This window comes from Microbispora sp. NPDC004025, assembly GCF_053604425.1.
The window spans coordinates 226,394-241,079 of the sequence record NZ_JBSGHN010000001.1; the positions used below are offsets into that span (position 1 = coordinate 226,394).

The following is a 14,686-nucleotide window of genomic DNA, read 5'->3' on the forward strand; positions in this document are numbered from 1 at the left end:
GGAACGCCGGCGCGCACACAACGCGCACCGCGGGGGAAGGAGCGCTATGAGCATCTCGGAACTCGACGTCGCACCGGCGGATCTGCCGCCGCGGACACCCCCGGAGCGGCCGGCCCGTTCGATGGGCGTGCTGCGCGAGGAACTGGCCCGGCTGCGCGCCCGGACCGTCGCCGGCCGTCCCGACGGCGTGGCCCGGCAGCACGCGCTCGGCAAGCGGACCGCCCGCGAGCGGCTGGACCTGCTGCTCGACGAGGGCTCGTTCGTGGAGATCGACATCTACCGGCGGCACCGGGCGCAGGGGCTGGGCATGGACGGGCGGCGCCCGCACACCGACGGCGTCGTCGCCGGCTCCGGCACCGTCCACGGCCGGCGGGTGTTCGTCTACGCCCAGGACTTCACGGTGTTCGGCGGCTCCCTGGGGGAGGCGCACGCCGAGAAGATCCACAAGGTGATGGACCTCGCCATGTCCACCGGCTCGCCGTTCATCGGCCTGAACGACAGCGGCGGCGCGCGGATCCAGGAGGGGGTGATGTCCCTCAACGGCTACGGCGGCATCTTCCGGCGCAACGTGCAGGCGTCCGGCGTGATCCCGCAGATCAGCGTCGTGCTCGGGCCCTGCGCCGGAGGCGCGGCCTACTCCGCCGCGCTGGCCGACTTCACCTTCATGGTGCAGGGCACCTCGCAGCTCTACCTGACCGGCCCGGACGTCGTCGAGGCGGTGACCGGCCAGCGGGTCACCCACGCCGAGCTGGGCGGCGCCCAGGTCCACGGGACCCGCTCGGGCGTGGCGGCGTTCGTGCACGACGACGAGGAGGCCTGCCTGGCGGAGGTGCGCTACCTCCTCTCGATGCTGCCGGGCAACAACCTCGAACCGCCGCCCGCGGCGCCGCCGTGCGGCGCGTCCGGCGACGTGCGCCCGCGCCTGGCGGAGATCGTCCCGGTCGAGCCCAGCAAGCCGTACGACATGCGCGAGGTGATCGCGGAGCTGGTCGACGACGGCGACTTCCTCGAACTGCACGAGGGCTGGGCGCGCAACGTGATCTGCGCGCTCGCCCGCGTCGACGGCGCGGTGGTCGGAGTGGTCGGCAACCAGCCGCTGGTGCTCGCCGGCGTGCTGGACGCCGACGCGGCGCAGAAGGCGGCCAGGTTCGTGCGGTTCTGCGACGCCTTCAACATCCCGCTGGTGACCCTCGTCGACGTGCCGGGCTTCCTGCCCGGCACCGACCAGGAGTACGCCGGCATCATCCGGCACGGCGCCAAGCTGCTCTACGCGTACTGCGAGGCGACCGTGCCCCGCATCCAGGTCATCCTCCGCAAGGCGTACGGCGGGGCCTACATCGTGATGGACTCCCGGTCGATCGGCGCGGACCTGTCGCTGGCGTGGCCGACCAACGAGATCGCGGTGATGGGCGCCGAGGGTGCGGTCAACGTCGTCTTCCGCCGTGAGCTCGCCGCCGCGGCCGACCCGGCGGGCCTGCGCGCCGAGCTGCTCGCCCGGTACGCCGGTGAGCTGGTCCACCCGCAGTACGCCGCCGAGCGCGGCCTGGTCGACGACGTGATCGACCCGGTGCAGACCCGCTCCGCGGTCGCCCGCGGCCTCGCCATGCTGCGCGACAAACGCAAGCCGGGGGCGCAGCGCAAGCACGGGAACGTGCCCCTGTAAGCGTCCGCGCCGACCCATCCCCCGCGCCCGCCCCAGCCGACCGCCCGCCCCCATCCCCGGCCGGCCCCATCCCCGAGACTGCCCCATCCCCGAGTCCGACTCACCCCCGCGCCCGCCTCAACCCACGCCCGCCCCTGTCCCGCGCCCGCCCCGCCCGTCCGGGCGGCGGCGGGCGTTCGCGTGCCCGGACGCATCCGCTGGCAGGATGCGGTAACCCCCCTGCAGCTTGCTGCCTGGGCAAGCCCTGGTTCCGCGCCCCCCACAGCCGCACATTGAAGGTGTGACGACAACAGGCAGCGGACGGAGGCGGCGCCCCGCGTGCGCCCGCCTCCCCGGAGGAGCCGCGGGCGGGGCCCGGCAGCCGCGGCGCGCGAGGCCGCCAGGCCGGCGGCCGGAGAGGGAGCCGAGGCCATGCTGGTTCAGCTGACGATGCGCCGGACGGACGGGCAGGCGGCGCCGGGCTCACCGGTGGACGGGATCCGGGTGCTGGCGCTTCTTCCCGGGAGCTGGCACAAGCACCTCGAACAGGTCGCCGGCGACATCGTCATCAGAATCCGCGCGGAGGGGACGACGGCGGGAGGAGTCCGCGCCGAGGTGGCGAGAATCCTCACCAGCCCCGAGGTCAGCCACCTCGAACTGGTCGCCTGCCGTCCCCTGGAGGGTCCCCGGCAGTAGGACGCTAACGAAGGAGACGAACCGATGATCGCCTCGGTTGTGGCGGCGGGTGAGTGCCATGTGTGGTGGGCGGACCCGCGGCTGGAGAGCATCGACACCTTGGTGCGGGATCTCAGCGCGAACGAGTTGCGCCGTGCGGCCCGCTTCCGCCGCGAGCCCGACCGCCGCCGCTTCCTGACCGGGGCGCACCTGCTGCGGGAGGCCGCGGCCGAGCGGCTGGGCGTCCGTCCGGCGGACGTGGTGGTGGACCGTTCGTGCCCCGACTGCGACAGGTACCACGGCAAGCCCCGCGTCCTGACGGAGGGGGAGACCCTGCACGTCTCCATCTCCCATTCGGGCGACCGGGTCGCGGTGGCGCTGACGGCCGTGGGGCCGCTGGGCGTCGACGTGGAGGCGGTGCCCGCGACGCCGGTGGACGACCTCGCGCGCTGCGCGCTGACCGAGACCGAGCGCCGGGCCCTCGTGGCGCTCCCCGAGCACGCGCGGTACGAAGGCTTCGCCCGGATCTGGGTGCGCAAGGAGGCCGCGCTCAAGGCCACCGGGCACGGACTGCGGATCTCCCCGGACCGGGTCGAGGTGACCGGCCCGGGGGAGAGCCCCGCGCTGCTGAGCTGGCCGCTGGACGTGCCGCCCGCCGCGGTGCGGATCCACCCGCTCGACCCCGGCCCCGGGTACGTCGCCGTCGTCGCGGTGCTCGGCGGCGACCACGGCATCACGGTCCGCGAGGCGGACGCCGCGCTCCTGCGCCGGGGCGACGGCTTCGCGACGGCACCCCAGGCCGCGTGAGCGGCGTTGACGACGCCCGGTGCGAGGCCGCTCAATGGCGGGTGAAGACGACCTCGCCGCGTGAATCCGCACCGGGCCGACCAGAAGAAGGCTGATTCTCGTGAACAAGGGCTTCATCTTGATCCCCGGCCCCTGGATGGGGGCCTGGGCATGGGGGCCGGTGGCACGGCGCCTGCGCGGCTACGGCCATGCCGCCCGTGCGATCACGCTCCCCGGCCTGGCCGACCCCGACGGGGACGTCGCGGGCGTCGGACTGGAGACGCACGTCGGCACCGTGCTGTCGCTGCTGGAGGAGGAGGACCTGCGCGACGTCGTCCTCGTGGCGCACAGCTACTCCGGCATCGTGGCCGGCCAGGTCGCCGACCGCGCGGCCGACCGGGTGGCGCACACCGTGTTCGTCGAGGCGTTCCTGCCGCACGACGGCAAGTCGATGCTGCACGCGTTCCCCGAGCGCCAGCACGCCGCGGAGCTGCGGCTCATCGAGGACAACGGCGGCCGCTGGCCCGCGCCCGACGCCGCCGTCGTCGGCGAGGGGCAGGGCCTGTCCCGCAGGCAGGCGCGGTGGCTGGCCGAGCGCCTCGTCGGCCATCCCGGCCGCACCATCGCGGAGCCCGCCGTCCTGACCCGCCCCCTGACGCAGCAGCGCGCCACGTACGTCGTCTGCTCGATGGAACACTTCGACGGCCGCGTCGCCGCCGACGTCGACGCCCTGCGCGCCGCCCCGAACTGGCGCTTCCACACGCTCCCGACCGGACACTGGCCGATGATCTCGGCGCCCGGGCGGCTCGCCCTGCTCCTGCACCGGATCGCCGGGCGCGCCGAGTAGGGGGCGGCCCGGCGCGCCGCCCCGGTAATCGCGCGCATCCGGGGTAACTTCGGCATCATGGCCACCCGTACGTCCGGACAGGGGTCCGGCAAGCGCCCCGCGTCGCGCTCCGGATCCCGTACGGCTTCCCCGAAGCGATCCCCGGCGGGTTCCCGAGGCAGGGCCGCGCCCCGGCCCGCGCCCAAGCGGCCGGTAGCCACCGGCCAGGACCCGGTCAGCTGGTTCTTCCTCGTCATCGGCAAGATCTTCATCAGCATGTGGATGCTGGTGGCGAACGGCGTGGGCAAGGCGGCGCGGGGGCTCGGTCAGGGCGCCCGCGACCTCGATCCCGTGCACCGCCGCGACGGGCAGGGCCTGTCGGTGCTCGCGGGCGCCATCGTGCTCGCCGCTCTGACCTGGCGGGACACCAAGACGGGTTTCGCCGCGTTCGTCGACGCCGTGGCGCGCGGGACGGTGGGGGCGCTCGCCTGGGGGGTGCCCGTGCTGCTCGCGCTGCTCGCCTGGCGGCTGCTGCGCCACCCCGACCAGAACGCCGAGACCGGCAGGATGGGCATCGGCTGGACCGCGCTGCTGGCCGGGATCCTCGGAATCGTGCACGTCGCCCACGGCACGCCGTACCCCTCGGGCGGGCCCGAGGACGGCATGGACAACGTGTCGGCGGCGGGCGGCATGATCGGTTTCATCGTGTCGGCTCCGCCGTCGAGCATCCTGCCGGCGTTCATCACGATCCCGCTGCTGCTGATGCTGTCCGGCTTCGGCCTGCTGGTGATCACCGCGACACCGGTCCACCGGATCCCCGAGCGCCTCGCCGAGATCCAGCACATGCTCTTCCAGCGGCCGGAGGAGACCGGGGAGCCCCGCAAGAGCCCGGCGCCGGCCAGGAAGCGCACGCGCAAGCAGCAGGGCGGCGGGCGCGACGCCGCCGAGGGCGGCGACGGCGTCAAGCCGTACGACACGCCCGTGCTGTCGGAGAAGGACCACGCGCCGGAGATCGTCCCGGGCCTGGTGGACGAGGTCACGGAGTCGGCCGAGCCGACCGAGCCGGAGCTGCGGCTCCCCAAGCCGGCGCCGCAGCCTCCGCTGCCGACGCCCGCGCCGCGCAAGGTGGAGCAGCTCGTCCTGTCCAGCCAGGAGGGGCCCTACACGCTGCCGGACCTCGCGATGCTGCGGCCGGGCAGCGCCCCCAAGCAGGAGACCAAGGCCAACCGGACGGTCGTGAACGCGCTGACCAGCGTGCTGGAGCAGTTCTCCATCGACGCGCAGGTCGTCGGTTTCACCCGGGGCCCGACGGTGACCCGGTACGAGATCGAGCTGGGCCCGGCCGTCAAGGTCGAGAAGGTCACCGCGCTCACCAAGAACATCGCCTACGCCGTCAAGTCCGCGGACGTGCGGATCCTGTCCCCGATTCCCGGCAAGTCGGCGATCGGCGTGGAGATCCCCAACGTCGACAAGGACCTCGTGTCGCTCGGCGACGTGCTGCGCTCGCAGGTGGCCCAGGCCGACCACCACCCGATGATCGTCGGGCTGGGCAAGGACGTCGAGGGCCGCACCATCGTGGCCAACCTGGCCAAGATGCCGCACATCCTCATCGCGGGCGCCACCGGCGCGGGCAAGTCGACGTGCATCAACGGGCTGATCTCCTCGATCCTGCTGCGGGCCACGCCCGACGAGGTCCGCATGGTGCTGGTCGACCCCAAGCGGGTGGAGCTCAGCGCGTACGAGGGCATCCCGCACCTCATCACGCCCATCATCACCAACCCGAAGAAGGCCGCCGAGGCCCTCGAATGGGTGGTGGGCGAGATGGACCGGCGGTACGACGACCTCGCGGCCAGCGGCTTCCGGCACGTCGACGACTTCAACAAGGCCGTGCGCGCGGGCAAGCTGGTGCCGCCGCCGGGCAGCGAGCGCGTCTACCAGCCGTACCCCTACCTGCTGGTGATCGTGGACGAGCTGGCCGACCTGATGATGGTCGCGCCGCGCGACGTGGAGGACTCGATCGTCCGCATCACCCAGCTCGCCCGGGCCGCCGGCATCCACCTGGTCATCGCCACCCAGCGGCCGTCCGTGGACGTCGTCACCGGCCTGATCAAGGCGAACGTGCCCTCGCGGCTGGCGTTCGCGACCTCCTCGCTCGCCGACTCGCGGGTCATCCTCGACCAGCCCGGAGCCGAGAAGCTCGTCGGGCAGGGCGACGCGCTGTTCCTGCCGATGGGCGCGAGCAAGCCGATGCGGCTGCAGAACGCCTTCATCTCCGAGAAGGAGATCGCGGAGGTCGTCACCCACTGCAAGGCCCAGATGCAGGCCGAGTACCGGGAGGACGTCGCCGCACCCGCCGCCGCGAAGCGGGAGATCGACGAGGAGATCGGCGACGACCTCGACCTGCTGGTCCAGGCGGCCGAGCTGATCGTGTCGACCCAGTTCGGCTCAACCTCCATGCTCCAGCGCAAGCTGAGGGTCGGCTTCGCCAAGGCCGGCCGCCTGATGGACCTGCTGGAGAGCCGCAACGTGGTCGGCCCGAGCGAGGGATCCAAGGCCAGGGAGGTGCTGGTCAAGCCCGACGAGCTGCCCGGCCTGCTCGCCGAGCTGCGCGGGGAGTCGTAAAGCCGCCGCCCGCCGTCAGGCCGATCCGCCCGCCGGCCGTACGGTCGTGATGTGCAGGCTCGAGGGCACGTTCCCGGGCAGTCCCGTGGACCTCGACTATCGCTTCGACCTCGACGCCGCGCGGCGGATCTCCCGGCTGGAGATCGTCGTGTCCCGTCCTGCCCCTGAAACCGCTATGGAGGTGACAGGGTAGTTGCTCGGAGTCCCCCCATGGGTACCCTCCGTAGTCAGTTACTGATTGAATGTGACTAACTACGCATCGTGGGGCGAGCTGGACGACGGTGCGCTTGGAGACAGGGGGGCGGAACGATGAGCGTAGGTGCTGTTTTGGCCGAAGCCCGTGAGCGCGCCGGGCTGACCGTGCGTCAGCTCGGCGAGCGCACGCGGATCCGCGAGACCGTCATCGAACGCTTCGAGCGGGACGACTTCTCGGTGGGTGACTTCTACGCGCGCGGGCACATCCGGACCATCGCCTCCGATCTCGGCCTGGACCCGGACGAGGTCCTGCGGCAGTACGAGCAGGAGAACGCCGACGGCGCGTCGCCGGTCAGGGCGTCGGCCGTGTTCCGGGGCGACGTGGGCGAGCGGGCCCGCAGGGCCCCCGGCTGGACGAAGGCCGCCGCGGTCGCCCTGGCCATCGTCGTGGTCGTCGTCGTCGCGCGGATGCTCGGAGGCTCCGGCGAGAAGGCGGGCCCGACGGCCGCCCAGCTTCCGGTGACCGCACCGCACGCGCACGAGCGGCAGGAGAAGGGCCACGGCAGGAAGACCCTCGAGGAGGCCTTCGGGCCCGGCCGCGTAGTCGTGAAGGTCACCGCGCGCAAGCCGGCCTACCTCGACGTGAAGGACGCCAAGGGCAAGGAGATCTTCCGGGGGACGCTGCCCGAGGGGAAGACCACGACCTACTCGGCCAAGGACAAGGTGCGGATGGTCATCGGCGACGCGGGGGCGGTACGTCTGGAGGTCGACGGAAGGGACCTGGGAACGCCGGGCAGGGACGGCCAGACGATCCGCCGCACCTTCGAGGCGGGCGGCCCGAGTCCCCGTTAATCGCCGACTGCCGATACCGTAGTTCGCATCATGTCTTCTCGCCGAACCGTATCGCTGATCACGCTGGGCTGCGCCCGCAACGAGGTCGACTCCGAGGAGCTGGCCGCGCGCCTGGAGGCCGCCGGCTGGCACACCGGCGACGACGATCCCGACGTCGTCGTCGTCAACACGTGCGGCTTCATCGATTCGGCGAAGAAGGACTCGATCGACACCCTGCTCGCCGCGGCCGACTCGGGCGCGAAGGTGGTGGCGGCGGGCTGCATGGCCGAGCGATACGGCGCGCAGCTCGCCGACGCCCTGCCCGAGGCGACCGTGATCTCCTTCGACGACTACGCGGAGATCGGGGAGCGTCTCGACGACGTGCTCGCGGGCAGGCCGCTGGTCCCGCACTCGCCCCGGGACCGCCGCACGCTCCTGCCGATCACGCCGGTGGAGCGCTCGGCCGCCCGGGCGCACATCCCCGGCCACGGCCAGGACGACGCGCTCCCCGCGGGCGTGGCCCCCGCCAGCGGCCCGCGCACGCTGCGCAAGCGGCTCACCGGCGGCCCGGTCGCCTCCCTCAAGCTCGCGTCGGGCTGCGACCGGCGCTGCACGTTCTGCGCGATCCCGGCCTTCCGCGGCTCGTACGTCTCCCGCAGACCGGAGGACCTGCTGGCCGAGGCCGCCTGGCTGGCCGGACAGGGCGTCAAGGAGCTCGTGCTGGTCAGCGAGAACTCCACGTCGTACGGCAAGGACCTGGGCGATCTGCGCGCCCTGGAGAAGCTGCTGCCCCCGCTGGCCGCGACCGAGGGCATCGAGCGGGTCCGCGTCAGCTACCTGCAGCCCGCCGAGCTGCGGCCCGGGCTGCTCGACGTGATCGCCTCCACCGAGGGGATCGCGCCCTACTTCGACCTGTCCTTCCAGCACGCGAGCGGCACCGTGCTGCGGCGGATGCGGCGCTTCGGCGACCCCAAGAGGTTCCTCGACCTGCTCGCGCAGATCCGCGACCGCGCGCCCGAGGCGGGCATCAGGTCCAACTTCATCGTGGGGTTCCCCGGCGAGACGCAGGAGGAGTTCGACGAGCTGGTGAGCTTCCTCGAGGAGGCCAGGCTGGACGTCATCGGCGTCTTCGGCTACTCCGACGAGGAGGGCACCGAGGCGTACGGCTTCGAGGGCAAGCTCGACCAGGACGTGGTCGACGAGCGGGTCGCGACGCTGACCGAGCTCGCAGAGGAGCTGACCGCCCAGAGGGCCGAGGAGCGCATCGGCACCGAGCTGCGGGTCCTGATCGAGGAGGACCTCGGCGACGGCGGCTACGAGGGCCGTGCGGCGCACCAGGGGCCCGAGGTGGACGGGGCGGTCACGGTCCAGGGCATCGGCCTGGTCCCCGGTCAGATCGTCCAGGCGGTCGCCGTCGACTCCGAGGGGGTCGACCTCATCGCCCGGATCAAGGCAGGCACATGACCGAGCGCGGTGAGCCGCCGGTGGACGTGGCGGGCCCGGGAGAGGTGACACCTGAGCCCGTGGCGCCGCCGGTCGCCGCCGTGCCCGCCGCCGCGCCGGTGGCGACCCCGGCGCCCGCTCCGCAGGCGGGGTCCGGCCTTCCGAAGGAGCCTGACGCCGGCTCCGCCGGCCGGTCGGCGGTCGCGGGGGAGCAGGCGGGCGGCACGGGGGCCGACGGCCGCACCGCGCCGGAGCCGCCGTCCGCGGGCGTCGCCGGAGAGGCCCCGGCGCGCCGCGTCAGCACCTGGAACATCGCGAACGCCCTGACCATCGCCCGGCTGGCGATCGTCCCCGTCTTCACCGTCTTCCTGTTCGTCGAGGGGGAGGCCTGGCGCCTGGCGGCCCTCGGCGTCTTCCTGCTCGCGTCGCTCACCGACCAGCTCGACGGCTGGCTCGCCAGGAAGTACGCGCTGATCACGGACTTCGGGAAGATCGCCGACCCGATCGCGGACAAGGCGCTCATCGGCGCCGCGCTGCTCAGCCTCTCGTACCTCGGCGAGATCCCGTGGTGGGTCACCCTGGTGATCATCGCCCGCGAGGCGGGGGTGACGCTGCTGCGCTTCCTCGTGATCAGGCACGGGGTTATCCCGGCCAGTTACGGGGGCAAGGTGAAGACCGTGTTGCAGATCGTGGCCATCGCCCTCTACATCGTGCCGGTCGTGCCCGACCTGGTCAGGTGGGCGGTGATGGGCCTCGCCCTGCTGGTCACGGTGGGGACCGGAGCCGACTACGTCGTGCGGGCGGTGCGGCTGCGGCAGGTGGCGAGGAGCGCGCGAACCTCATGATGGGCCTGGCGAGCGAAGTGCTGTCCCTGCTGGTCCGGCAGGGCGTGACCGCCGCCGTGGCCGAGTCGCTCACGGGCGGCCTGATCGGGGCCACGATGACCGGCCCGATGGGAGCCTCGGCCGCGTTCCGGGGCGGGGTGATCGCCTACGCCACGGAGTTGAAGGCGAGCCTTCTCGACGTCCCCTCCGACCTCCTCGGCAGGGAGGGGGCGGTGCATCCCGCCGTGGCCGCGGCCATGGCCGCCGGAGTGCGGAAACTCACAGACGCCGACTACGGCCTGGCGGTGACCGGGGTCGCGGGCCCCGACCCGCAGGACGGCAAACCGGTCGGCACGGTCCACATCGCGCTGTCGGGACCGGGCGAGCGCGTCTGGCACCGCGACCTGCGCCTGACCGGGGACAGGGAATCGATCAGAAACACCACGTGTCAGGAGGCGTTGAAGCTGCTGGAAGGTGTGCTGAAGGCAAATTCGGGGGAACATTCAGGGTGATTACCGCGTTACGTCCCCAGCGAACATGCTCGCCTCGGTCTGCCGCGGTGTCGCCCTCTACAGGTACGGTGGAGCTGTGAGTGAGGTCCGTGAGCCATCGGCGAGGAGCAAGACAGGCGCACGCCCGGCGAAGGGGCCGAGCGAACCGATGATGACGGCGAGGCGTATGTACGAAGGGCAGATGAAGAAGGGGCGGCATGAGCCCACCGCGCGAGGCGTCGTGAAGGCGCCCCCCCTGGGGAGGGAGCGACAGATGATCCTGCTGCGTCAGCTGCTCGGTGACGTGCTGCGGCGGCTGAGGGTGCGGCAGAATCGCACCCTTCGCGAGGTCTCCACGTTGGCGCGTGTCTCACTCGGCTATCTGTCCGAGGTCGAGCGCGGTCAGAAGGAGGCCTCCTCCGAGTTGCTCGCCTCGATCTGCGGCGCGCTCGGGGTCCCGCTGTCCCAGGTGTTGCGTGAGGTGTCCGACCAGTTCGCGCTGGCCGAACTGCAGGCCGCCCCCGTGCTTGCGGAAGTGCCCGAGCACGAGCGCCTGCCCATCCCCGAGACCGTGCCCGCGGGGCCGGAGTTCGAGGGCTTCCCCGAGGTCAAGGACATGGTCGCCGCCTAGGCGGCGTGTTACCGCCCCGCCGCCCGGCGAGGCGTCCCCGCGACTTCGCCTGGCCGATCCGCCCAGGTCGGCTGCTCGCCAGGCGTGGCCCGCGCTCGCAGTCCGGATCGTGCCGGACCCGGGTGCCTGTCCCGATCCCACGGGCGGGTGCCTGGCCCCCGCAGGCCCTTTTCCCGTTCTCCATCGCGGTGTTTCCACTGGCCGCGTCCGCCCGATCCGATGTCTCCCTGCTGGGGGTCCCGGCTCGCGGTTCATACGTTCGCGTTTCCCGGTGCTCACGGTCCCGATGTTCGCGTTTCCCGGTGTCCACGGTTCGCGGTGTTCAGGTTCGCGCCCGTGGGCCGGTCAGTCCCGCTGGCAGGCGGGGCACCAGTAGATCAGCCGCTCGGACGGCTGAGGTCCCATCTCCCCGCGGCCGATCGGTGCGCCGCAGCGGCGGCAGGGGCGGCGCGCCCTGCCGTACACGAGCAGCGACCGCCCCGGGCGCGGATCGCCCGTCGTGACCGGGAGCGGCGCGTCCTTGCTCGCGTCCATCAGCCGGTGGGCGATCGAGACCAGCGCCTCCAGTTCGTCCGGCGGGATCGACCCGACCGGACGCCACGGCGACACCCGCGCGGCGTACAGCGTCTCGGCCCGCCAGATCGTCCCGATGCCCGCCAGGTCGCGCTGGTCGAGCAGTGCCTCCCCGATCGTCCGCTCCGGGGCACGCAGCAGGTTCCGTACGGCCAGGGTCGCGTCCCAGTCCGGACCGAGCAGGTCCGGGCCGAGGTGCCCCACGACCCGCTCCTCGCGGTCGGTGGGCACGAGATCGACCATTCCCAGCCGCGTGCCGACCGCCTGCCACTCGGTGTTGGCGAGGATCAGCCGGACCACGTCGCCCCTGGGGGCCGGGCGGCCCGCCGGGCCCACCCGCCAGCTTCCCTCCATGCGCAGGTGGGTGTGGACGGTGAGCCCGCCTTCCACCCGGGTCAGGAGGTGCTTGCCGCGCGAGATCGTCGTCATCACGGTCCGGCCGCGCAGGTCGGCGGTGGCGTACCGGGGCACCCGGAAGTCGCTGCGGGTCAGCCTCCGGCCGTCGAGGGCCTGCCTGAGCCGCTTGGCGGTCCGGTAGACGGCGTCACCCTCCGGCACGGCTCTCCTCCCGTGAGGATCGGGGACGGGCGGCTCACACGGGCATGTGCGAGTCCCACGCCGCCGGGTCGGCGGCCAGTTCGGTCACCCGCGGCGGCAGCTCGCCCTTGGCGATCTGCTCCAGGGTGACCTCCTCGAGGATGGCCCGCTCGCTCGCGCGCAGCGCGATCCACACCTGCTGCAGCGCCTGCGCGGCGCCCTGGTAGCCGACGTGCTCGGGCCGCTCGCCCCGCACGTTGGCCAGTGGTCCGTCCACCGCGCGGATGACGTCGGCGAGCGAGATCTGACTGGCCGGCCGTGCCAGGACATAGCCCCCCTCTGGGCCCCGCTGACCGCGCACCAGCCCGGCGCGCCGCATCTGCAGCAGGATGTTCTCCAGGTATTTGGGGGGCATCTCCTGCTCCTTGGCCAGCTCGCCCACCGTGGTGGGTCCCTCACCCGCGGCGGCGAGTTCGGCGGCGGCGCGGAGGGCGTAGTCGACACGGGCAGAAAGTCGCATGTAGTCGATTATCCCGCCTGGTTGACCTCGGTAGGACGTCCGCCCTCCATCAGGGCCCCGGCCGGGCCCGATCCAGGCGTAGCCGTACGACGACGGGGAGGTGGTCGGAGAACGGCACGCGCGGCGCGTCCGCGGCCACCGCCGTGATCCCCGCGGAGATCAGGACGTGGTCGATGCGCCGCACGGGAGCCTCGGCGGGCGAGGTCGGCGGGTCGCCGAAGGCCCGCAGCGGGTCGGACAGGCCCGCCTCCTCCAGCACGCGCATCTGGGGGTCGGACGGCGTCGTGTTGAGGTCTCCCGCCACGATCACCGGCCGCGGAGGGGCCACACCGGTGCCGATCGCGATGATGCTCGCGGCGAGTTGCCTGGCGATCCCGGCCACCTCGGGCGCCTGCCCGCGCGGCTCCTGCAGGTGAGTGTTCACGATGCCCACCTCGTGGCCGCCGACCTTCAGCACGATCGACTGAGCCTGGGCGCCGGTCGGGTACCCGTGCCGGCCCAGCCGGGTCGAGCCGATCCAGGCGACCGGGAGGTTCGTGAGCAGCGCGTCGCCCCAGAGGCGGTCCGCGGCGGGGGCGAAGTAGTAGCGCATGCCGAGGCCGCGGGCGATCCGCGCCAGGTCGTCGTGCCCGCCGTTCAGCAGCCAGCCCCGGTCCACCTCGCTGAGCAGCACCACGTCGGGGTGCCGCGTCGCGGCCCAGGCGGCGATGTGGTCGAGGTCGAGCCGCCCGCTAAGCCCGAAGCCCATCCGGATGTTGTACGCCACGAGCGTGAACTCGTTCCCGCCGATCGGCCGTTCGGCGGGGAGCGGCTGCCAGGCGAGCAGGCCGGTGAGCAGGCTGGTCAGCAGGGCCGCGGACACGGCGACCCAGCGGCGCGGCGCCCGCCGTACGGGGACGGACCGGTGCCCCCGGCCGCCCCGGAAGGCGACGGCGGTGACGAGGACGGCCACCGTCACCGGGACCAGCGCGTTGGGGAACCCGAGATCGGTGTCGAAGGCCGCGTAGTAGAGGAACGCCGCGACCAGGAACACGAGCATCCCGCCCAGCACCGCGACACCCTCGCGTCCGCCCGCGCTCTCCGCGCCGGTGGCCGTGTGCCGCCCGGCGGCGCCGGCGCAGGTGCCCAGGGCGACCGCCACCACGAGGGCCGGAATGCTCTGCACGCCGATCTCCGCGGCCGCCACTCCGGACACCAGGAAGAGCCCCGCCGTCCAGTCCCACGCCGTCCAGCCCCACGGCGCCGTCCAGGCGTGCAGGACCGCCACGCACAGGGCCACCACCTGTAGGGCGACCGCCAGGGCGGCCAGGGGCGCGCTGTGCTGCGAGGGGTTCTGCGCCAGCATGGCCGGGCCGCCGCAGTACATGCCCGCGAGCAGGAGCATCGGGCCGAAGGCGAACCACACGGCCGCCGGTGCGGGGGTGGGCGATGTGGGCGAGAGCCGTACGGACCACAGGAAGGCGACGCAGAGCGCGGCGACGGCGAGCCAGGGCAGCGGCCCGTGCCGCCAGACGAGGTCCATCCGGTCGAGGGCCAGATGGACGATCGAGGCGCCGGCCAGGCCGCCGGTCAGGCCCGCGGGCACCCACGTGCCCGCCGTCGTCCGCGCGCAGCCGTAGAGGAAGATCAGGCCCGCCGTGACCCCGGCGGAGGCGAGCAGCAGCTGGGGCATCCCCCCGTCGGCGGCCTGCAGGCCGAGCCGGGCCGCGGCGAGCGCCACCGCGCCCGCCGTCCTGACCAGCCGGGGCGAGGCGAGCCGCGCCGCGGGGACGGCGGCGAACGGCAGGACGAACCACAGCGCGGCGTACGCCCCCATGCTCGCGGGGGCGGTCTCGCCCGCCCTGCCGTACAGGGTGATGAGGGACGGCAGGAACACCCGCACCACGTCGAACAGCAGCACGACGCCGGTCACGAGCATGACCGGCGCCCACCGGGGATCGGGCAGTCCGCGGCGCGGTGCGGCGTGTGTCTGCGGGGCCGTCTCGGTCATGGCGCTCCCTCCGAGCCTCATATGAGGCATCCTCATGAACAATGGGAGCGTTACCAATACGTTCGACCTGGGGCGTTCCCCGCGCTCTTCGGCTCGCTAA

At 73.0% G+C, this 14,686-nt stretch carries 14 protein-coding genes; 11 read left to right on the forward strand and 3 right to left on the reverse strand.

What is annotated here, in order from left to right:
- The first annotated feature begins 46 nt into the window (after positions 1–46).
- From ACWEQG_RS00995 to ACWEQG_RS01045, 11 genes are all read left to right on the forward strand, one after another.
- Positions 47–1,663 (forward strand): acyl-CoA carboxylase subunit beta, encoded by a 1,617-nt coding sequence (locus tag ACWEQG_RS00995; protein ID WP_363467089.1) that lies wholly within the window; start codon positions 47–49, stop codon positions 1,661–1,663.
- A gap of 411 nt (positions 1,664–2,074) precedes the next feature.
- Positions 2,075–2,338 (forward strand): hypothetical protein, encoded by a 264-nt coding sequence (locus ACWEQG_RS01000; RefSeq protein ID WP_169979814.1) that lies wholly within the window; start codon positions 2,075–2,077, stop codon positions 2,336–2,338.
- A 24-nt stretch (positions 2,339–2,362) separates the two neighbouring features.
- Entirely contained in the window at positions 2,363–3,124 is a 762-nt protein-coding gene (locus ACWEQG_RS01005) for a 4'-phosphopantetheinyl transferase family protein (protein WP_452280606.1), read from the forward strand.
- Between the two features lie 100 nt (positions 3,125–3,224).
- On the forward strand, positions 3,225–3,950 hold the full coding sequence (locus ACWEQG_RS01010; protein ID WP_452280607.1) for an alpha/beta fold hydrolase: 726 nt from the start codon (positions 3,225–3,227) through the stop codon (positions 3,948–3,950).
- Positions 3,951–4,007: 57 nt separating this feature from the next.
- Positions 4,008–6,551: a DNA translocase FtsK gene (locus ACWEQG_RS01015; protein WP_452280608.1), complete on the forward strand. Its 2,544-nt coding sequence runs from the start codon at positions 4,008–4,010 to the stop codon at positions 6,549–6,551.
- Positions 6,552–6,600: 49 nt separating this feature from the next.
- Entirely contained in the window at positions 6,601–6,744 is a 144-nt protein-coding gene (locus ACWEQG_RS01020) for a hypothetical protein (protein WP_452280609.1), read from the forward strand.
- A 134-nt stretch (positions 6,745–6,878) separates the two neighbouring features.
- Positions 6,879–7,598 carry a helix-turn-helix domain-containing protein gene (locus tag ACWEQG_RS01025; protein WP_452280610.1) on the forward strand — a complete coding sequence of 240 codons (720 nt, stop codon included), beginning with the start codon at positions 6,879–6,881 and terminating at the stop codon, positions 7,596–7,598.
- A 30-nt stretch (positions 7,599–7,628) separates the two neighbouring features.
- Complete coding sequence (rimO, locus tag ACWEQG_RS01030) at positions 7,629–9,041, forward strand: 30S ribosomal protein S12 methylthiotransferase RimO (protein WP_363467103.1); 1,413 nt, start codon at positions 7,629–7,631, stop codon at positions 9,039–9,041.
- Positions 9,038–9,865, forward strand: a complete 828-nt coding sequence (pgsA, locus tag ACWEQG_RS01035) for a CDP-diacylglycerol--glycerol-3-phosphate 3-phosphatidyltransferase (protein WP_452280611.1) — start codon at positions 9,038–9,040, stop codon at positions 9,863–9,865. Before rimO ends, pgsA begins: the two co-directional genes overlap by 4 nt.
- Complete coding sequence (locus ACWEQG_RS01040) at positions 9,862–10,356, forward strand: CinA family protein (protein ID WP_452280612.1); 495 nt, start codon at positions 9,862–9,864, stop codon at positions 10,354–10,356. Before pgsA ends, ACWEQG_RS01040 begins: the two co-directional genes overlap by 4 nt.
- Before the next feature lie 253 nt (positions 10,357–10,609).
- Positions 10,610–10,966: a helix-turn-helix domain-containing protein gene (locus ACWEQG_RS01045; RefSeq protein ID WP_139576123.1), complete on the forward strand. Its 357-nt coding sequence runs from the start codon at positions 10,610–10,612 to the stop codon at positions 10,964–10,966.
- Between the two features lie 345 nt (positions 10,967–11,311).
- Here the strand turns inward: ACWEQG_RS01045 and ACWEQG_RS01050 are convergent, their stop codons facing one another.
- The 3 genes from ACWEQG_RS01050 to ACWEQG_RS01060 are packed head-to-tail and all read right to left on the reverse strand — an operon-like array spanning position 11,312 to position 14,586.
- Entirely contained in the window at positions 11,312–12,097 is a 786-nt protein-coding gene (locus ACWEQG_RS01050; RefSeq protein WP_452280613.1) for a DNA-formamidopyrimidine glycosylase family protein, read from the reverse strand.
- 34 nt (positions 12,098–12,131) lie between these two features.
- Positions 12,132–12,596 (reverse strand): RrF2 family transcriptional regulator, encoded by a 465-nt coding sequence (locus tag ACWEQG_RS01055; RefSeq protein WP_079311982.1) that lies wholly within the window; start codon positions 12,594–12,596, stop codon positions 12,132–12,134.
- A 49-nt stretch (positions 12,597–12,645) separates the two neighbouring features.
- Positions 12,646–14,586, reverse strand: a complete 1,941-nt coding sequence (locus ACWEQG_RS01060; protein ID WP_452280614.1) for an endonuclease/exonuclease/phosphatase family protein — start codon at positions 14,584–14,586, stop codon at positions 12,646–12,648.
- Positions 14,587–14,686: the final 100 nt, after the last annotated feature.